We start from the raw sequence: 19,235 nt of genomic DNA, 5'->3' as shown, positions 1-19,235 counted from the left end.
CGGGTCGGGAGCGAAGGCCGGTACGGCCCGTGGACGGGCGGCCCCGATGACTGGTAAGCAGGCCGGAGACGGCCGGTCCGTCCGGGCCGCCGTCCGGGACGTACCACCAGGAGAGCAGGGGCGATGCGCAGAGTTCTGATCGTCGGCGCAGGGCAGGCCGGACTCCAACTGGCTCTGGGGCTACAGGCGCACGGCTACGACGTGACCGTGCTGACCGACCGCGGCCCGGAGGAGGTGCGCGGCGGCCGGGTGATGTCCAGTCAGTGCATGTTCGACTCCGCGCTGCGCACCGAGCGGGCCCTCGGCCTGGACCTGTGGGCCGACCGGGCGCCCCGGATCGAGGGCCTCGGGGTGTCGGTCGCCGGGCCGGAGGCGGAGCGGGCGGTCGACTGGGTCGGGCGGCTGGACGCCTACGCGCAGTCCGTCGACCAGCGGCTGAAGATGTCCACCTGGCTGGAGCTGTTCGCGGAGCGCGGCGGCCGGGTGGAGCTGCGCCAGGTGACCGCGGCCGACCTGCAGAACCTGGTCGGCTCGTACGACCTGGTGCTGGTCGCCTCCGGAAAGGGCGCGCTGGCCTCGCTGTTCGAGCGCGACCACGAGCGCTCCCCGTACGAGCGGCCGCAGCGCGCGCTGGCGGCCAGCTATGTGCACGGGCTCGGTCCGCGCCCCGAGCACGACTACCCGGCGGTGCGCTGCAACCTGGTGCCGGGTGTCGGCGAGCTCTTCCTGGTGCCGGCGCTGACCGAGGCCGGCCCGTGCGACGCCATGGTCTGGGAGGCGATTCCCGGCGGCCCGGCGGACGCCTTCGACGGGATCCGCGATCCCGCCGAACACCTGCGGGTGACGCTGGAGTTGATGAAGGCCTTCACGCCTTGGGAGTACGACCGCACCCGTTCCGGCGTCGAACTCACCGACGCCGGAGCGACGCTGGCCGGGCGCTTCGCCCCGGGGGTGCGCCGTCCGATCGGCGAACTGCCTGGCGGTGGCACGGTGCTGGGCGTCGCGGACGTGGTCGTCCTCAACGACCCGATCGCGGGCCAGGGCTCCAACAACGCCGCCAAGTGCGCCGCCGGCTACCTGGCGGCGATCCTCGCCCACGGCGACAGGCCCTTCGACCGGGCCTTCCAGCAGGCGGCCTTCGACGGGTTCTGGCGAACCGCCGCCCCCTCCACCACCTGGAGCAACGAGCTGCTCGCCCCGCCGCCCCCGCACGTCCTCCGGATCCTCGGGGCGGGCGGTTCGCTGCCCGCCGTGGCCCACCGGTTCGCCAACGCCTTCGACGACCCGGCGGACCTGGAGGAGTGGTACTTCGACCCGGCCAGGGCGGAGGCCTACCTGGCCTCGGTCGCGGCGGAGGACTGAAAGGTCAAGTTCTTCCCAAGTTCCGTACAAGCAAACGCCCTTCGTGGTGGGTTCTTCTCGCCCCCACCCGAGGGGCGCCTCCGGCCCGGTACCACGGGCCGGGCGGGCGAAGCGGACACCAGGAGGAGAGCCAGTGGCGGTCGACGGGGGCAACATGGCCCAGACAGTGATCGATACGGCGTACAACGAGCGCAAACGGCTGCACACCGGGCGCAGCCGGACCGTCGCCGTGGTCCTGTTCGGCCTGCTGATCGCACTCGGCTTCTTCCTGGCCCTGGTGGTCGGCAAGGCGGACCCGAACACCCCGCCGACCTGCGACGGCAAGACCATGACCCGGCACAGCGAGTGCCGGATATGGTCCAGCCGCGGCGGCGGGGGCACCTACTCGTACGACGAGATGATCGACCGTCGGGAGTCCGGGAACGGCGTGTGGCGGGTGGTCGGCTTCGGCGGCGCGGGCGTGGCCGCCGTCCTGATGGTCGTCTCGATCGCCAAGCTCAACCCGAACCGCCCGTGGGGCCAGCCGGTCGGTGCCGCCTGCCCGCGCTGCCGGGAGCTCAACCTGCGCGAGAAGCACACCGTGCACAGCGTCACCCGGGGCCGTACCACCCACCGCTACAGCGGCATCGTCACCCTCTGCACCCCGGCCTGCGGATTCTCCGCGATCCGCCAGCGCTGACCGGCGCCCCTGGGCCCTGCGGTCCGGCGCCGCGGGGGCCGCGGTCCAGGACCGCACGGTCCCGGGAGCCCGAATAGGTCCTCCCGCTCCCACCGGCTACGCTCGACCCCCGTCGAACAAACGATGGGGTGGACCGAGTGGGCAGGTGGGAGCGGGCGCTGGACGCGGCCGGGGTGCGGGAGGCCGGGCTGCGGGCCGACTACGGCCGGCAGCGGGAGCAGGTCGCCCGGTACAAGCGGGAGGTCGCGCTCGCCGCCGACCTGCTGCTGCCCGCCCGGACGGTCCCGCACGTGATCGCCGCCGCCGCCTTCATGCACCGCACCGACACCCTGCTCGACAGCGGCCCGCTCGCCGAACGCCGGGCGGCCTCCGCCCGCTGGCAGCGGCTGGTCACCGACAGCCTCGCCGCGGGCCGCACCGACGACCCCGAGCTGCGCCCCCTGCTGAACAGCGTCGCCGCCCACCCCGTGCTGCGGGACCGGGTGCTGGACTTCCTCGCCGCGACCGGGGCCGACCTGGACTTCACCGGGTTCGCCACCGAGGAGGACCACCAGGCCTACATCGACGGGTACTCGCTGCCCGGCTTCATGGTGGTCGCCGCGCTGCTCGGCCCCGACGGGGACCAGGGCGACTACCGCGCCGCCTGCCGCACCTTCATCGACGGCAGCCAGCGGCTCGACTTCGTCAACGACCTCGCCGAGGACCTCGCAGAGGGCCGCCTGACCATCCCCGAGCAGACCCTCCGGGAGCACGGCGTCACCCGCGCCGACCTGGAACAGGCCCGCGACCTGCCCGCCGTACGGGCCCTGCTCGCCGCCCTGCTCGACCGGGCCGACCGCAGCCTCGCCGAGGGCCGGGCCGTGATCGACCGGGTGCCGCCCGCCCACCGCCCGATGGTCCGCTGCATCGTCGGCGTGGAGGAGCTCACCAGCGCCGCCGCCCGCGCCGACCTCGGCGCCCTGCTGCGCCGTTCGGCGGGCCCGGCGAAGCCCGCCGCGCTGCGCCTGCTGGCCCGCGAGTACCTCCGGGCCCGTCGCCTGCGCGGCTGACCGGCTCGTGTCGTCCCGGTGGGCGCGGGCGGGAGCCGGCGTCCACAAACGGAACCTCCCTTTGTCGTAGTCGATCCGGCGGGTCCGTCAGCTCCCTGTCCCGGGTCGGGTGGCCTGGCTAGCATGAGCGCGCTCAGCACGCAGGACCCAACCACCTGAATGATTGGGAGGACCCCCATGAGTGCCCTGCTGACCGACATCCGCGACGCCGGCCCGCTGGAGATCGACGAGGACGCCATCGTCTTCGAGGACGAGTTCGACGCCGACCTCGCGCCCGCCGCCTGCCTGGGCGAGCCGTGGGTGACCTACGTCCCGACCCGCTTCCCCTGTGAGTTCAACGCCTGATCCACCCGGATCCGAACGAACGGCGGACCACGGCGGACCGGGGGAGGACGGAACCATGAACGCACCGCCCGACCCCGGCTCCGCCGAGGCCGCGTACCGGGACGCACTGCGGGAGCAACTGGGCGGCAGGGTTGAGCAGTTGGCCGCCCGTGCGCCCGGCCCGCACCGCCCGCTGCGCACCGACGGCCAGTGGTGGTACCTCCGGGACCCTCGGATGCCGGAGCTCGCCCACGGCTGGAAGCTGCACCTCTCCGCCCGCCCGGACGGCTTCGAAGCGTTGCTGGACACGGCGCTCCCGATCCTGCTCGGCCGGGTCTGCGACGTGAAGTTCGCGGTGAGCACGGCCGCGCTGTGGGAGCTCAACAGCGGACGGCACGGCGCCGCCGCCGTGGGCAAGGCCGTCACGGTCTACCCCCGGCCCGAGGAAGTCCGGGCCCTGGGGCTGGAGTTGGCGCAGGCGCTGGCCGGCCGGGAAGGCCCCGCCGTGGTCAGCGACCGCCGGGTCCGGCCGGACGCCCCGGTGCACTACCGCTACGGCCCGTTCCGGGTCACCGACGACGAGGCCCAGGCCGGCATGGCCGGCCCGGACGGCGCGCTGTTCCCCGGCCTGGCCGAGGCCCGCTATCGCCGACCGCCCTGGGCGAGCGACCCGTTCGAGGCGCCCGGCGCCCCCGCCCGCCCGGCGACCACCCGGGTCGGCGACGGCCGCTACCGGATCACCGCCGGCATCACCCGCGCGCCGAGCGGCCACGTCTACCGCGCGGTCCACCTCGCCACCGGGCGCGAGGTGGTGGTCAAGCAGGCCCGGGCCTTCGTCGCCGAGGACGGCGCGGGTGTCGACGCGCGCGGCCGGCTGCGGCACGAGCGCCGGGTGCTCGACGCGCTGGCCGGGGTCCCCGGAGTGCCCGCGCTGGTCGACTACTTCCGGCACGGCACCGACGAGTACCTGGTCAGCACCGCCTGCGGGCGGACCGACCTGCGCCGCGAGGTGCTGACCCGCGGCCCGTACGACGCCGAGGCGGGAGACGCGGGCGGCGCGGGTTCCGCTGGCGGCCCGGGCGGGCGGGACTGGTGGACGCTGGCGCGCGCGTTGCTGCGGGTGCTGGACGCGGTGCACGCGCGCGGCGTGGTGGTCTGCGACCTCAAGCCCGCGAACGTCGTGCTCGACCGGGACGGCCGGCCCGCGCTGGTCGACTTCGGCGTGAGCGCCCTGGACGGCGACCGCCCGCCGGGCGCCACCGCCGGGTACGGCCTGCCCGGCGCCACCGAGGAGGACCCCACCGAGGACCACTACGCGCTGGGCGCCACCCTGCACCACGCCCTCACCGGCCTCGACCCGGTGGTGATCGACCCCGACCCGGCGACCAACCGCGACCGCACCCTGGCCTGCCTGCGCGCCGCCCTCCCGGAGCCCGGGCACCCGGCCGCGGAACTCGTCGAAGGCCTGCTGAGCCTCGACCCGGCGCGGCGTGCGGCCACGGCGGCCCGGCTGCGCGAGGGGACGGTGCCGACCCGGCGGGCCCGCCACGCCCGGTGGAACGCGGAGACCCGGCGGAGCGTCCTGGACGGCGCGCTCGACCACACCGTCACCACCTGCGTCCGGATGGCCCGCGAGCTGCTCGCCGCCGACCCGGGCGTCGAGCGGCCCCGGACCCTGCTCTCGCTGTACGACGGCGCCGCCGGCCTCGGCCTCGAACTCCTCCAGCACCCGGACCGCCCGGACGCCCGCTCCGCCGCCGCCGACCTGGCCGCCTGGACGGCCGCCCACCCGGCCCTCGACCACCTGGACGGCTCGCTCCACCAGGGCCGTACGGGCGTCGACCTGTTCCTCGCCGAGGCGGCCGCCGCGCTGGGCACCCAGCCCCCGGCGCCCCGCCGGTACGAGGGCACGGGCGTCGACCAGATTGCGGGGACGGCCGGGATCGGCACCGGGCACCTGCTGCTCGCCGGGCTCGCCGGGCTCGGCCCGGAGACGGGAGCGCACCGGGCGGCGGCGGCCGACTGCGCCGCCGAACTGGTCGGCCGTCCGCTGGACGACCTCGGGGAGGAGCCCAACCCCGGCACCGCCGCCCTCGCGGAGGGCTTCGCGCACGGCCGCGCGGGCGTCGCCCACTTCCTGCTCGCGATGCCCGATGAGGCGTCCCGGCGCACCGCCCGGGAGATCGTGGACGGCCTCGCGGCCGACCTCCCCGGCATCATCGCCGCCGCCCGCGCACCCGGGGCGACCCGCCGCTACCTCTCCTGGTGCCGGGGGCTGGCCGGGCTCGGCACCCTGCTGGTCCAGGCCGGCCGGCAGTACGGCGACGACGCGCTGACGGCGCTGGCCGCCGACGCCGCCGACACCTGCCGGACGCTCGCCCCGAGGACCGCGCAGGTCTTCCGCTGCTGCGGCCTCGCCGGCGTCGGGGACCTCTGCGTCGACCTCGCGGTGGCCACCGGCGAGGCCCGGCACTGGGCCGCCGCCCAGGAGGTGGCGGAGCTGGTCCTCACCCGGGCGGGCGGCACGCCGAACCGGCCGCTGCTGCCCGGCCGCCGACCGGACACGGAGGCCCGGGCCTGGGCGGTCGGCACCCCCGGCGTCACCACCTTCCTGCGCCGCCTGGCCCGGCGGGGCGGCCCGGTCCCGGGGCTGCTGCCGCTGCACTGAGCGGCCCCGGGGGCGCGAGTCCGAAGGCAGGCCCACGTCCCGCCCCCGGCCGGGCTTCCGCATGCCGTTGAACGGGCGCCGCTCGACGCGGGATCCAGGACCGGTCGAGAAGCCCCGCAGGACGTCCTGGGCCGGATTGCGTACGAGCACGCCCCGACCACGGGTGTCGATCGTGCCGAGGGCCGTTGTTCCCACCCGTGTCGTCGCACGGCCGGTCCTCCCCGGCGAGCCCCGCCGACGAGTTCGCGGACCGGACACAGGCCGGACGGACGCCGCGTGGATCCGGCGCCGGTCGCGCCCGGGCCGGGCCGTGGTCGGGGGCCCGTGGGGGGCCGCTGGAGTGCCGCTTGAGCCGGACCGGTCTTGAGCCGACGGGGTACGGGCTCCCGGCCAAGGTGCCGGTCGGCCGTACCGCCGGGCGCCGCCGGGTGCCTAGATTCGTTCTCGGGCGGCGCGAAGCCCGGGTCCGAGCGGCCCGAGTGCGGCGCACCCACGGGGGACCCGGCACATTCCGCAGCACCCGCTCGCAGGCACACCTTCCGGTCCGACCGGCACGCCTGCCCATCCGAGGGAGTTCGCCATGTCCGACACCACCACGTCCCGTACCGCTGCCACCGAGGGCCTCGACCTTCAGGACCTCGACCTCAGCGAGCTGACCGTCACCTCGCTGCGCGACACCGTCGCGCTGCCGGAGAACGGCGCGTCCTGGGGCTCCTGCTCCTGCCAGGGCTCGTCCTCCTGCGCGCAGCCGCAGCTGCCGGACGTGCCGACCGCCTGACGTCCTAGGGTCCGGTTGTACGCCGGGCCTGCCGGCCAGGCCTTCCGGGGCCGGAGCCAGCGCACCAGGACGGAACCCGGCGCGTCCACCCGGACGCGTCGGGTTCGTCCCGCGTACCCAGGCCCGTCCCGGTCGCCGCAGCCGACCAGTCCCACGAGACGCGCCGCCAGGCCCCGTCGGAGGGAACCGCCATGCCCAACCGAACCGCCCTGCCCCGGGACGCCCGCGTGCCCTCGCCCTCGCCCGCGCCCTCGCCCGTGAACGCACCCGCACCGGCCCCGGCCGCGTACACCGCGCGCCACGCCCTGGTGCGCTCCACCGTCCTCGCCCGGCCCGCCCAGTCCGCCGCCTCGGCGGGCGCCCGGGCGCTGCTGGGCGGCCTCACCGCCGCCGAGGCCGCGGCCGAAGCCCTGCGGCCGGCCCTCTGCGACGACCTGTACGCCAGCCGGGCCGGGCACGACGAGGAGTTCCACCGCCGCGTCGTGCTGCCGCTCCGCCGCGACCTGCACAACGGGCGCCCGCCGCGGGCGGCGCTGCTCGACCGGCTCGGCGACCTGCCGCGCCGCGTCCCCCGACTCGCCGAGTGGCTGGAGCTGCGCCGGCTGCGGGCCCGGCTGCTGGCCGCGCTCGCCGATGCCGTCCCGCCCGCCCTGGCCGCCGAACGGGCCTCCCTCGCGGGCATCTGCCGGGAGCCGGCCTTCACCCGGGCCGTCGCGCTCACCAGCGCCGACCTGCTGCGCGCGGTGGCCCACACGGCGGGCGCGACCGGGGAGCCGCGCGGCCGGGCCCGCAAGGAGGAGGCGGCCGTCCTGCGGCACGCCCTTCGGGCCACCGCCAAGACCAGCCCGCTGTCCTGGTTCACCGCCGTCGGCTGGACCTCCGACGTGACGGCGGAGGATGCGGAGGCGGAGGAGGCGGCGGACGGCCCGCGCGCGGTCGTCCGGGAGAACCGGGCGCTGGTCGCCGCGCTCGTCCAGGCCCTGCTCGACGACCCCCGCCGCAGCCGTACGCTGCCGCACCGGATGACCAGCGCCGCCCGGGTCGCCGACGGCCGCGCCCGCTACGCCCGCGCTGAGGTGGTGTTCGCGGGCGGGCGCTACCTCGTCACCCGGGAGGAGGAGGTCGAGCTCGCGGCCCGGCCCGAACTGGCCCTGCTCGCCTCGCTCGCGGCCACCCCGGACCGGCCGGACCGGCTCGCCGCCCGGCTCGCCGAGGCCCTCGGCCGCCCCGGCGACGACCCGGCCGCGCACCGGTTCGTGGGCCGGCTCCTGACGGCCCGGCTGCTGGTGCCCGCCGAGCCGGTCGACCCGCAGGACCGGCGGCCGCTCCGCAGCCTGGCCGACTGGCTGCGGCAGTGGCCGGAGGACGCCGCACTGGCCGAACGGCTCGACCAACTCGACCTGGCAACAGGCTCGTTGGTGGCGACCCCGGGCGAGCACCGCCCCGCCCTGCTGGCCTCCCTCGCCGACCACTGGCGGCGACTGCTGGCCGACGCCGGACGGCCGGTGCCGGACGAGGCCGCGCCGCTCAGCGTCCTCAGCGAGGACGTCCACACGCCGGCCGCGCCGTGCCCCCGACTGAGCGCGGCCGACCGTACGGTGCTCGCCGAACTCACCGCGCTCGCCGAGCTGTTCGACCACGGCCACCTGATGCGCCGGGCCGCCCGGGACCGCTTCGTCGCTCGCTACGGCGTCGGCGGGGTGTGTGACGCGCCCTGGGACTTCGGCGCCGAAGCGGCGGACGCCTGGGCGGATACCGGCCTGCCGGACGAACTGGCCCTGCTGCGACAGGAGTTCGCCCACCTCCCGGAGCTGGACGGCGAACTCGTGCTCCCCGCCGAGCGGGTCAGCGCCCTGGCCGCCCGGCTGCCCCACTGGACCGCGGCCCGGCCGCTCAGCTACTCCTGGTTCCTCCAACGCGACCCCGTGGACGGCCTGGTGTGCGTCAACCACGTCTACGGCGGCTGGGGGCGCTTCACCAGCCGGTTCCTCGACGGCCTGCCCCCGCGGGCCGCCGCCGAGGTCGCCCGGCAGCTCCGCTCCGGGCTCGGCGCCGGCGCCCGCGCTGCCCAGGTCCGGCCGGTCGGCGGCTTCAACGCCAACCTCCACCCCCGGCTGCTCGCCGACGAGATCGGCCCCGACCGGCGGTGGACCGGCCTCGCCGAGGCCGACCTCGACCTCGTCCACGACCCGGCCGACGACCAGCTCCGGCTGCGGCTGCGCGCCACCGGCGAACTGCTCGACGTCCTCTACCTGGGCTTCCTCGCGCCGGTCATGCTGCCCCGGCGGCTCGGCCCTCTGCTCGCCGACCACCCCAACGGGGTCGTCGACTTCCGCCCGCTGCTGCCGCGCACCACCCTGGCCGCGCCTGGCGGCAGCGTCCTGCGCACCCCGCGGCTGCGCCACCGGCACGTCGTCCTCGCCCGCCGCCGCTGGCAGCTTCCGGCCGGGGTGCTCGACGCCCTGCGGGCCGAACTCGCCGCCGACCAGGGCCCCGACGGGGTCCCGGCCGCGACCGTCGCCCGCTGGCGGGCCCGGCTCGGCCTGCCCGAACAGCTCTTCCTCCACCCCGCACCGGCCACCGCCGACGGCGCGGGCACACCCGCCGACGCCTTCGTCGCCCACCTGCGCGCCCCCAAGCCGCAGCCCGTCGACCTCGGCAACCCGCTGCACCTGCGCCACCTCGCCAAGTGGCTCACCCGGCACCCGCGCGGCGCGGTGCTGGAGGAGGCCCTGCCGGGCATCGCGGGGCAGCGGGAGCCGACCCGGGCCGTGGAACTCGTGGTGGAGACCTACCGGCCGGGCCGGGACAGCGCGGCGGGGGCCGCTGCCCGCGACTCCGTCCGTACCGCCCGAGCCGTCCGGACCGCCCGTACCGCCATCGCCGAGGAGGCGCCCGATGAGTGACCCGGTCGACGGCCAGGGGCCCGTGACCGCCTGGGACGTGGTCCTGTACCACTACCAGCCCGACAAGGCCCGTGCGCTGCGCGAAGCCGTCCTGCCGCTGGCCCGGCAGGCGGGGGCCGAGGGGCTGGCCGCCCACGTCGAGCGGCACTGGCGGTTCGGTCCGCACCTGCGGCTGCGGCTGCGCGGCCCCGAGGCGCGGGTGTCCGGGGCGGCGCGGCGGGCCGCCGAGGCGCTGCGAGCGTGGGCGGCCGCCCACCCCTCCGTCGCCGACCGCTCGGACGAGCAGCTGCTCGCCGAGGCCGCCGCCGCCGGACGGGCCGAGCTGGTCGCACCGCCGTACGGGCCGTTGGTGCCGGACAACACCGTCGTCGCGGCGCCCGTCAACCGGTCCGCCGAACAGGCTCTGCGGTCCCTGATCGGCGCCGAATCCGCCGAGCTGCGCGAGGAGTTGCTGCGGACCGGCCTGCCCGCCCTGGACTCGGCCTGCCACTTCCTCGGCGCACACGGCGACACGCCGCAGGCGCGGGTGCAGCTGGTGGTGACGGCGCTCGCCGCGCACGCCACCGCGCACCCGGACGGGCTGGTCGGCGCGCACTACTCGGTGCTCTCGCACCTGGAGGACTTCCTGGTCCACGAGGACCCGGACGGCAGCCTGCGGGCCGGCTTCGAGCGCCGCTGGGAGCGCACCGGCCGGGCGGTCACGGCGCTGGTGGGCCGGATCACCGAAGGCGGGGCGCGCGACTGGGAGCGGGACTGGGCGCACTGGTCGGCGAACGCCTGGAGCCTCGCCGAGCGGCGGCTGGCGGCCGGAGCCGACCTCGGCGGCCGCCACGCCGCGTACCGGGAGCGCGCCGAGGCCCTCGGCGACCGGGCCACCGCCGAACGCTGGAACGCCGAACTGCGCACCCGCTACAGCGAGTTCCACCGGCTGCTGCACCGCAGCGACCCCGACGGCGCGATGTGGCACCGACCGGACTACCTGATCAACCGGACCGGCACCAACGGCCTGTACCGGCTGCTCGCCATCTGCGACGTCCGCCCGCTGGAGCGCTACCTCGCCGCCCACCTGCTGGTGCGCAGCGTGCCCGAGCTGACCGGGCACCGCTGGCAGGCGCTCCTCGGCGCCCCGGAGGCGGCGGGGGCCGGGGCCGGGACCGGCCAGGCGGGCACGGACGGGACGCGCATGAACGGGACTCGCACCGACGGGACGTACATGGAGGGGGCGGCATGACGGCCGAACCGGAGACCCACCGGCCCCGGCTGCGCCCCGGGGTGGCGGTGACCCCGCTGCGCGAGGGGCTGCACCTGCGCGGCCGCGACACCAGCCTCACCCTGGAGGGCAGCCGGGCGCTCCCGGCGCTGTGGCAGGTGCTCGCCGCCCGGCTCGGGCCGGACGCGGAGGCCGCCGGCGCGGCAGCCGACGCCGCCGTCGAGCCGAAGGTGGCGGCCGCGCTGGCCACCGTCACCGCCCGGCTGCGCGAGCACGGCCTGCTCGTGGACCACCCGGACGGGGAGCGCCTGCCGCCCTGGCCCGGCTCGGTGGCGGACGATCCCGGCGGCGCGGTGGCGGCCCTGGCGGCCGCCCGTCCGGTGGTGGCGGCCGCCGACCCGGACGGCCCGTCGGCCCGCGCGGTGGCGCGCGCCCTCGCCCGGGGCGGGACGGCGGCCCCGGCGGTGGTCGCCGAGCCCGGACTGCCGCCCGGCCGGGTGGTGGCCGCGGCGGACGATCCGGCGGGCCGTGCGGTGGCGGTCGCGGTGCAGTGCGGCGCGGACGGCGGCTTCGTTACCGAGCCCGCCGACCCGGCCCGCGCCCGGGCGGACGCCACGGCGCTCGCCGCCCGGCTGGGCCCCGCCGCCGCCCCCGCTCCCGGTGCCGCGCCCCCGCCCGTTTTCCTCGCGCTGCTCGCCGCCGCCGGTGCCCAGCGGCTGCTCTGCGCCGTCGCCGGCCTGCCGGACCCGGGCGAGCCGGCCGAGGACCCCCGGCTGCTCGCCGGGCGTCCCGCCGTCCTGATCGCCGAGGCCCGTCCGCCGCGCGCCGACTACCACCCGTGGGCGGCGGGCCCCGGGGCCGTCGCCGCGCCGCCCGGAGACCTCGCCGAGGCGCTGCGCCGGGTGGACGCCCTCGGCGACGCCCGGCTGGGCGTGCTGGACGCGCCGTCCCCGGGCGAGCTCCCGCAGCTGCCCGTGGCCCTGGTCTCCTGCGGCACCCCGTCCGGCCCGCTGGCGGCCGGTGCGGTGCGGACGGACCTCGCCCGGCTGGCCGCCGCCTGCCGGTCCGTCGAACTGCACCTGGCGGCGGTGGGCGGGGGAGCCGTACCGGTGGTCGGCGTCGACCCGTCCCACGCGCTCGGCCGGGCCCTGCGCTGGGCCGTCCTCGGGCGGCCGCTCCGGGGCGACCGCCCGGTGCCGGAGTCCGCCTGGCGGGAGCACCCGCAGGCCGGGCACTGGTACGGAGCCCTGGCCCGCCGGCTCGGCCGCGCACCTGATCTGACGGTGCGTCAACTTGCCTCCGAGCAGGCGTACCTGGCGCAGGCCGAGGGGGCCAGGGCGGTCGAGGCGACCCCCGCCGACGCGGTCGCCCATGCCGCCCTGGCCGCCCTCACCCGCCTGCTGGCCCGGGACGGCGGCCTGGCCGCCGCCCACCACGCCGCCCTCTCCGGCGCCGCGGCCCCGCTCGCCGCCGCCGGGCGCACCCCGGCCGCCTGGGCGGACCCCGGCTGGGCCGACCACTGGCTCGCCGACGTCGCCGACCGGGAACCGGACCTGCACGCCGCCCTGGTCCGGCTCACCGGCCTGCGGACGACCCGCTGGCAGCCCGCCACCCCCGGGGCCCGCCCGATCGCCGACGCCCTGGACGGCTGCGGGTTCACCGCCCTCGTCACCGGGGAGGGCCGCCCATGAACGGGCTGCCGGTGCTCACCCCGGCCGAGGCCCTGGCCGCCACCGGCGGCACCGCCGTCGTCCACCTCGCCGAGTGGACCCTCGGTCTGGCCGAGCAGCTCAGCCGACACGCCCTGGCACACCCCGTACGCCTGGTGCCGGTGCGCGAGGACGGCGCGCTGACGGTGGTCGGGCCGGTCCTCCGTCCCGGGGCGCCCGCCTGCCTGAGCTGCACCGAGGTCCAGCGGCTCGCCACCGCCGGCGGCCGGGTGCCCTGGCAGAGCCCGGCCCTGGCGCTCGGCGGCACCGGCACCCCGGCCTTCGCCGAGGCGGTGACCGCCCTCGCCGCCGACCTGGCCGCCGAGAGCGCCGATTCCGTCGCCACCGTCCATGTGGTGCACGGCGGCCGGGCCACCTGGTCCACCCACCGGGTCCGCCCGGTCGGCGGCTGCGAGGTCTGCCACCCGCTGCCCGCCGACACCCCCGAGGCCGCCCGGCTGCCCGCCACGCCCCGCCCACTGCCCGACCCGGCCGTCCTGCGCGGCCCCAACGACCGTACGGAAGCGGGGCAGTTGAGGGCCGAACTGTACGACGAGCGGTTCGGCCCGGTCCGCCGGCTGTTCCGCACCGAGGACTCGGCCTTCGCCCTCACCACCGCCTGGGTGACGGACGGCCGGGCGCTGGACGACGGCGGCTACGGGCGGGCGGCGGACTTCCACGCCAGCGAACGCGTCGCGCTGTTCGAGGCGGTGGAGCGGTACGCGGGCATGCGGCCGCTCGGGCGCCGCACCGCCCTGCGGGCCTCGTACGCCGACCTGGTCGCCGAGCGCGGGCCCGGAGCCGTCCTCGACCCGGCCCGGCTCGGCCTGCCCGACGACGCCCCGCCGGGGCACCCCGCCGTGGCCACCGTCCCGTACACCCCGGAGCTGGTACTCGACTGGGTGCACGGCTGGTCGCTCACCCAGCGCCGCCCGGTCGCCGTCCCGGAGCACGTCGCCTACTGGGACGTGCCCGGGCGCGGCCGCCCCCGGGTGGTCTACGAGTCCTCGAACGGCTGCGGACTCGGCAACAGCCCCCAGGAGGCCGCGCTCTACGGCCTGTTCGAGGTCGCCGAGCGCGACGCCTTCCTGATGACCTGGTACGCCCGCACCCCGCTGCCCGGCGTCGCCGTCCCCGCCGAGGACCCGCGGATCGCCGAACTCGCTGACCGCGCCCGGCTGTTCGGCTACCGGCTCACCCTGCTCGACGCCACCAACGACCTCGGCATCCCCGCCGTGCTCGCCCTCTGCCGCCACCGCGGCGACCACCCCGACGCCCCGCGCACCTTCCTCGCCGCCGGAGCCCACCACGACCCCCTCGCGGCGATCCGCTCCGCCGTCGCCGAGGTGGTCACCAACGTCCAGGAGGCGCCGCACCGCGCCACCACCCCGGGCGGGCCGCGCGACCTGCGGCGGCTGCGGCCGATGCTGGACCGCCCCGACCTGGTCGTCACCCTGGACGACCACGTCGGCCTCAACGCCCTGCCCGAGGCGCAGCCCCGCCTCGACTTCCTCTTCGCCGGCCCGCCCCCGGTGCCCTGGACCGAGCGGTGGCCCGGCGCCCCCGCACCGGTCGGCGACCTCACCGCGCTGCTGGAGCGGACCGTCGCCCGGTTGGCGGGGGAGGGCCTGGAGGTCCTGGCGGTCACCCAGGACGAACCCGGCGTCCGCGACCGGCTGGGCCTGCACTGCGCCAAGGTCGTCGTCCCCGGCACCCTGCCGATGACCTTCGGCCACGCCAACCGCCGCACCCGCGGCCTGCCCCGCCTCCTGGAGGTCCCGTACCGCCTCGGCCGCACCCCGGCGCCCCTGCGGCACGACGAACTCCCGCTCCACCCGCACCCGTTCCCGTAGCCGCCCGTTCCCGTAGCCGCCCGGAAGGACCGCGATGACCACCCAAGCGCCGCCCGCCGCCCGCTGGCACAGCCTGCACCTCGCGCTGCCGCTGACCGCCCCCGAGGCCGACGCCTTCCTCACCGAGGACCTCGCCCCGCTGATGGCCGGGCTCGCCGGCACCGACTGGTTCTTCATCCGCTACGGCGAGGGCGGCCCCCACCTGCGCATCCGCCTCCGCGGCCCGGGCCCGGCGCCCACCCACCTGACCGACCTGGCTACCGAGCTCACCCGCCGCGCCGCCCGCCGCACCCCGCCCGACGGCCCTTTCGCGGGCGGACACGGCGAGGTCACGGAGGTCCCGTACCAGCCCGAGACCGAGCGCTACGGCGGCGCGGCCCTGCTGCCGATCGCCGAGGAGGTGTTCACCCACTCCACCCGCACCGCCCTCGCCGCCCTGGACGCCCTCCGCGCGGCCCCCGGGGACCGGCTGCCGCTCGCCCTCGACCTCGCCCACACCACCGCCCACGCCCTGGGCCTCGACGAACTCGCCGCCTCCCGCTGGCTGCGCCGCCACGCCGCCTCCTGGCGCTGGGTCACCGAGTTCCAGCCGCTGCCCGGGGCCGCCGTGCACATCCGGGTCAACACCGTGTTCGCCCGGCAGCGCACCGCGCTGGCCCACCGGGCCCGGGCCCTGCGCACGGCGCTGGACGCCGGTACGGCCGCACCCTGGCTGGCCGACTGGGCGGCGCGGGTCGCCGGGGCCGCCGCCCGGATGCGGGCGGCCGTCCCCGCCTCAGCTGACGCCGAGGAGCGCCTCTCCTGGGTCTGGGCCTCCCAGCTGCACATGCTGTTCAACCGGCTAGGCGTCGGCCCCGACGAGGAGCGGGCGGTCTGCCGCCTCGCCGCCCGCACCCTGCTGGAGACGGGGCAGCCGTTCACCTTCTTCCCCGCCGACCACCACGCCCCGGACCACCAGTACCTGGAACGCAGCAAGTTCCAGATCGGCCGCCCCGAGGACACCGCCCTGCGCGACCTGCCGCACCACCCGGCCCCGCGCCCCCGCCCCGGCGACCTCCCGCTGCCCGCCGACCCGCTGCCGCCCGTCACCCTGGCCGACGCCCTGCGCACCCGCCACTCCACCCGCGGCCCGCTGACCGGCCCGCTCACCGCCGGCACCCTCGGCGGACTGCTCTGGTCCGCCTACGCCGCCAACCCCGACACCGGCCACCGCCCGTACCCCAGCGCGGGCGCCCTGCACACCGTACGGCTGCGCCTGCTCGCCCTCGCCGTGGACGGCCTGCCCGCCGGCACCTACCAGTGCCTCCCCGAACACCGCAGCCTGCGCCCGATCGGCCCGGCCCCCGCCCTCGACGACCTCAAGGCCCTCTCCTCCTACCTCTCCCGCCCGGCCGACGACCCGGACGCCATCGGCATCGACCAGGCCCCCGCCGTCCTCGCCGTCCACCTCGACCTCGCCCACCTCCGCCGCCGCTACGGCCTGCGCGCCCTGCGCCTCGGCCTCCTCGAAGCCGGCCACCTGACCCAGAACCTCCTGCTGACCGCCGCCGCCTTCGGCCTCGGCACCACCCCCCTCGGCGGCCTCCAGGACGACCTGGCCCACGAACTCCTCGCCCTCGACGACCTCGGCGAACCCGTCCAGTACCTCCTCCCCCTGGGCCGCCCGGGGACCGCCCGGACGGGCACGGAGTGAGTGCCCCCGCCCCGTGACCGATCGCGAAGGGAGCGGTGCGCTTCCGTACCCGGGAGCCGGGCCAGGAACGCGGGCCGTCCGTTTCGGTCTCAGGTACCGGCTCGGACCGAAGTGACCGGCTCCGGCGCGTGCTCGTCGGGCAGGGGTACGGCGACGTCGAGGCGGCCGATCACCTGGCGGGCCGCTTCGGCGAGTTCTGGCGGGCCTTCGACGGTGAAACGGCGGTCGAAGGTGATGAGGAAGCCGATGAGTGCCGACCAGGACCACGCCCCCATCCGGATCCGGGTGATCCGCTCGTCGATCGCTTCGAAGCTCGCCGCGCCCGGGGCCCACTTCGCCACCAGCGTCGCCGGGCACTCCATCAGGACGGTGCCCCAGCACGGCCAGGTGTCCGCGGTGTCCCCCCGGTCGGGCTGGCTCTGGACGAAGCGGGTGATGTCCGCCTCCGGCACGTCCCGAGGACCGAACCGCCAGGCGGTGGAGGTCAGTTGCCCGATGCGGTCGAGCCGGTAGGTGTGCCAGGAGTTCCTGCGCTGGTCGTACGCCACCAGATACCAGCGCCCGGACCAGACGACGAGCCGATGGGGTTCGGCCAGCACCTCGTCGTCCTCCACCGGCCCGCGGTCGATGGACCGGTAGGCGAACCGCACCAGCTCGCGTTGCTGCGCGGCGGCGCTCAGCTGAGCCAGCAGCGCGGGATCGACCTGCGGCGGGGCCAGCTCCCAGGCGTTCTCTATCTGCTCGATCGAGAAGGTCGCCAGCCTGCGGGCCAGGTGGGGAGGCAGGAGCTCCTTGATGGAGTTCAGCGCCCGCTTCGTGGCGTCCCCCATGCCGGCCACCGAGGCCGGAGCCGTCTGCAGGGCCAGCGCGATGGCGACGGCCTGCTCGTCGTCGACTATCAGCGGGGGCAGCCGCGCTCCGTGGGACAGCCGGTAGAAGCCGGAGGGGCCCTTGCGCGCCGTGACGGGATAGCCCAGTCCGCGCAGCCGGCTGATGTCGCGCCGGACCGTCCGCGGGGACACCCCCAGCCGCTCGGCCAGACCGGCGCCGGTCCACTCCTTCTGGGCCTGAAGCACGCTGAGCAGCTCCAGTGTTCGGTTGGCGGTCACGGACTGCCCTCCGGATCTGTGTGAGTAGAGGTCAGATTACGTCCTCTTCCTCTGGCACGGTGCCAGTGGCTCGGAGGCGGAACGCCTCCCCGACACCCCCAGTACCTCGCCCTCGGCGACCGAACCGGGTGCATCCCCATCGAACAGAACGGAGGAACGCTGTGTCCGACAATCCGGCTCGGCCCTCACCCACCGACCGGGACGCCTGGTTGGGCCTGGTCGCCATCTCCCTCGGTGTCTCGCTGGTGGTCGTGGACTTCACCATCGTCAATGTGGTGATGCCGCCGATCATCGACGACCTGGAGATCTCGGCCTCCGGCGCTCAGTGGATCCAGGAGTCCTACGCGATCATCCTGGCCGCCCTGCTGCTGGCGATGGGCCGCTTCTCGGACATCCTGGGAGCGCGCAGGCTGTTCATGGTCGGGACCGTGATCTTCGGCCTGGCCAGCATCGCCGCGGCGGTGTCGCCCACCGGGGAGCTGCTGATCGCCGGCCGGTTCGCGCAGGGTGTCGGTGGCGCGATCATCATGCCGACCTCGCTGGCGCTGCTCAATCTGACCTTCCGGGGCCCGGACCGCGGCAAGGCGTTCGCCATCTGGGGATCGACGATCGGGGCGGCCGCCGCGGTCGGACCGCTGCTGGGCGGCTGGCTCGCCGACTACTCCTGGCGGTGGGCCTTCGGCATCAACATCGCGGTTGTCGCGCTGATCCTCGTCGGCGTCATGAGGTTCCTCCGGCCCTCCCCCCGCCGGCCGGGACGGATCGACGCCGTCGGCGCGGTGCTGTCGGTGCTGGGCCTCGGACTTCTCGCGTTCGCGCTGATCGAGGGACGCACCTACGGGTGGTGGGAACCGCGTAAGGACCTCGGTCCCTTCGGGGACGGTACGGGCCTGTCGGTCATCCCGGTCGCCCTGGTCGTCGCGGTGGTGTGCCTCGCCCTCTTCCTGTTCCTCCAGGTGCGACTCACCAGGGGCAACGGAACGGCGCCGCTGATGGACACCTCGCTGTTCGGCATCAAGTCCTTCAGCACGGGCAACATCGCGACGCTCGTCATCGCCCTGGCCGAGTTCGGCATGCTCGCCGTGCTGCCGCTGTGGCTCCAGTACGCCCTGGACTACTCCCCGGTCCAGACCGGACTGCTGGTCTTCGTCGTCGCGGTCGGAAGCTTCGTCGCGAGCGGCGCGAGCTTCGGCATGGCCGAGAAGACCGGCCCGGTCGGCCTGGTCCGGATCGGCCTGGTCTTGGAGGCCGCCGGCCTGCTGATGTTCGGCCTGCTGGCCGGCAGCGACTCCCAGTGGTGGGTCATCGCCATCGCCCTGTTCCTGTACGGCATGGGGGTCGGCTTCGCCACCGCCCAGGTTACCAACGTGGTCCTGGCGGACGTGCCGCCGCAGCAGGCCGGCCAGGGCTCCGGAATCCAGAGCGCCGCGCGCCAACTCGGCTCCGCACTCGGTATCGCGGTCCTGACCTCGACGTTCTTCACGGCACTGGCCTCCGACCTGTCGGACCGGCTCGTCGAACAGGGAACGCCCGAGGCCAGCGCCGACCAACTGTCCTCGGCGGTCTCCGACAGCGCCGGCGCGATGATCTCCGGGCTGGGCGACAACCCGCGGACGGCGTCCGCCGCCGAGGCCGCCCGCGACGCCATGTCCCACGCGATCCAGATCGACGGCTACACCTGTGCCGCGCTGCTCGCCCTCGGCATGCTGGCGACCTTCCTCATCCCCCGGCCCAAGCAGGGGGCCCAGCAGTGGGGAGAGGGCAACGCCGCCGACGCGGCACCGGACGCCGGGATCAACGCCGACCGGACCCACGCCCGGTAGTACGTTGCCGGGTTGATCTGATCGTGTGGGTTGTGGCGGTGCGAGCTGCGCCGCAACCTGTGGACTTGGCGA

The 19,235-nt window shown here is 76.5% G+C and carries 13 protein-coding genes; 12 read left to right on the top strand and 1 reads right to left on the bottom strand.

The features are described from left to right. Nucleotides 1-123: 123 nt before the first annotated feature. The 11 genes from AMK13_RS18050 (at nucleotide 124) to AMK13_RS18005 (ending at nucleotide 16,231) form a co-directional block, all read left to right on the top strand. A complete protein-coding gene (locus AMK13_RS18050; protein WP_049656533.1) occupies nucleotides 124-1,362 on the top strand; it encodes a styrene monooxygenase/indole monooxygenase family protein in 1,239 nt (412 codons plus the stop codon). A 154-nt stretch (nucleotides 1,363-1,516) separates the two neighbouring features. Beyond that, the gene (locus AMK13_RS18045) at nucleotides 1,517-2,041 is read left to right on the top strand and encodes a hypothetical protein (protein WP_143204564.1); all 525 of its coding nucleotides are present in this window, start codon (nucleotides 1,517-1,519) and stop codon (nucleotides 2,039-2,041) included. Between the two features lie 137 nt (nucleotides 2,042-2,178). Next, nucleotides 2,179-3,090, top strand: a complete 912-nt coding sequence (locus AMK13_RS18040) for a squalene/phytoene synthase family protein (RefSeq protein ID WP_074003110.1) — start codon at nucleotides 2,179-2,181, stop codon at nucleotides 3,088-3,090. A 177-nt stretch (nucleotides 3,091-3,267) separates the two neighbouring features. Beyond that, nucleotides 3,268-3,435 (top strand): SflA family class IV lanthipeptide, encoded by a 168-nt coding sequence (locus AMK13_RS44100; RefSeq protein WP_198959379.1) that lies wholly within the window; start codon nucleotides 3,268-3,270, stop codon nucleotides 3,433-3,435. Nucleotides 3,436-3,490: 55 nt separating this feature from the next. Then, on the top strand, nucleotides 3,491-6,082 hold the full coding sequence (lanL, locus tag AMK13_RS18035) for a class IV lanthionine synthetase LanL (protein ID WP_079272253.1): 2,592 nt from the start codon (nucleotides 3,491-3,493) through the stop codon (nucleotides 6,080-6,082). A 580-nt stretch (nucleotides 6,083-6,662) separates the two neighbouring features. Then, nucleotides 6,663-6,860 carry a thiazolylpeptide-type bacteriocin gene (locus AMK13_RS18030; RefSeq protein ID WP_049656540.1) on the top strand — a complete coding sequence of 66 codons (198 nt, stop codon included), beginning with the start codon at nucleotides 6,663-6,665 and terminating at the stop codon, nucleotides 6,858-6,860. Between the two features lie 191 nt (nucleotides 6,861-7,051). Further along, nucleotides 7,052-9,766 (top strand): lantibiotic dehydratase, encoded by a 2,715-nt coding sequence (locus tag AMK13_RS18025; RefSeq protein WP_074003109.1) that lies wholly within the window; start codon nucleotides 7,052-7,054, stop codon nucleotides 9,764-9,766. Then, nucleotides 9,759-10,997 (top strand): lantibiotic dehydratase C-terminal domain-containing protein, encoded by a 1,239-nt coding sequence (locus tag AMK13_RS18020; protein WP_074003108.1) that lies wholly within the window; start codon nucleotides 9,759-9,761, stop codon nucleotides 10,995-10,997. The genes AMK13_RS18025 and AMK13_RS18020 overlap by 8 nt, the downstream gene beginning before the upstream one ends. Next, on the top strand, nucleotides 10,994-12,667 hold the full coding sequence (locus AMK13_RS45965) for a hypothetical protein (RefSeq protein ID WP_074003107.1): 1,674 nt from the start codon (nucleotides 10,994-10,996) through the stop codon (nucleotides 12,665-12,667). The genes AMK13_RS18020 and AMK13_RS45965 overlap by 4 nt, the downstream gene beginning before the upstream one ends. Continuing rightward, entirely contained in the window at nucleotides 12,664-14,538 is a 1,875-nt protein-coding gene (locus tag AMK13_RS18010) for a TOMM precursor leader peptide-binding protein (RefSeq protein ID WP_079272251.1), read from the top strand. The genes AMK13_RS45965 and AMK13_RS18010 overlap by 4 nt, the downstream gene beginning before the upstream one ends. Nucleotides 14,539-14,572: 34 nt before the next feature. After that, a complete protein-coding gene (locus AMK13_RS18005) occupies nucleotides 14,573-16,231 on the top strand; it encodes a thiopeptide-type bacteriocin biosynthesis protein (protein ID WP_074003106.1) in 1,659 nt (552 codons plus the stop codon). A gap of 89 nt (nucleotides 16,232-16,320) precedes the next feature. Here the strand turns inward: AMK13_RS18005 and AMK13_RS18000 are convergent, their stop codons facing one another. Next, complete coding sequence (locus AMK13_RS18000) at nucleotides 16,321-17,340, bottom strand: helix-turn-helix transcriptional regulator (RefSeq protein WP_074003105.1); 1,020 nt, start codon at nucleotides 17,338-17,340, stop codon at nucleotides 16,321-16,323. A gap of 161 nt (nucleotides 17,341-17,501) precedes the next feature. Here AMK13_RS18000 and AMK13_RS17995 point away from each other — a divergent pair, with 161 nt between their 5' ends. Continuing rightward, complete coding sequence (locus AMK13_RS17995; RefSeq protein ID WP_241852925.1) at nucleotides 17,502-19,163, top strand: MFS transporter; 1,662 nt, start codon at nucleotides 17,502-17,504, stop codon at nucleotides 19,161-19,163. Nucleotides 19,164-19,235: the final 72 nt, after the last annotated feature.

The sequence above is a fragment of the Streptomyces sp. CB02056 genome (genome assembly GCF_001905545.1).
In the GTDB taxonomy this organism is placed as follows: Bacteria; Actinomycetota; Actinomycetes; order Streptomycetales; family Streptomycetaceae; genus Kitasatospora.
This window is presented reverse-complemented; position numbering and strand designations above follow the sequence as displayed.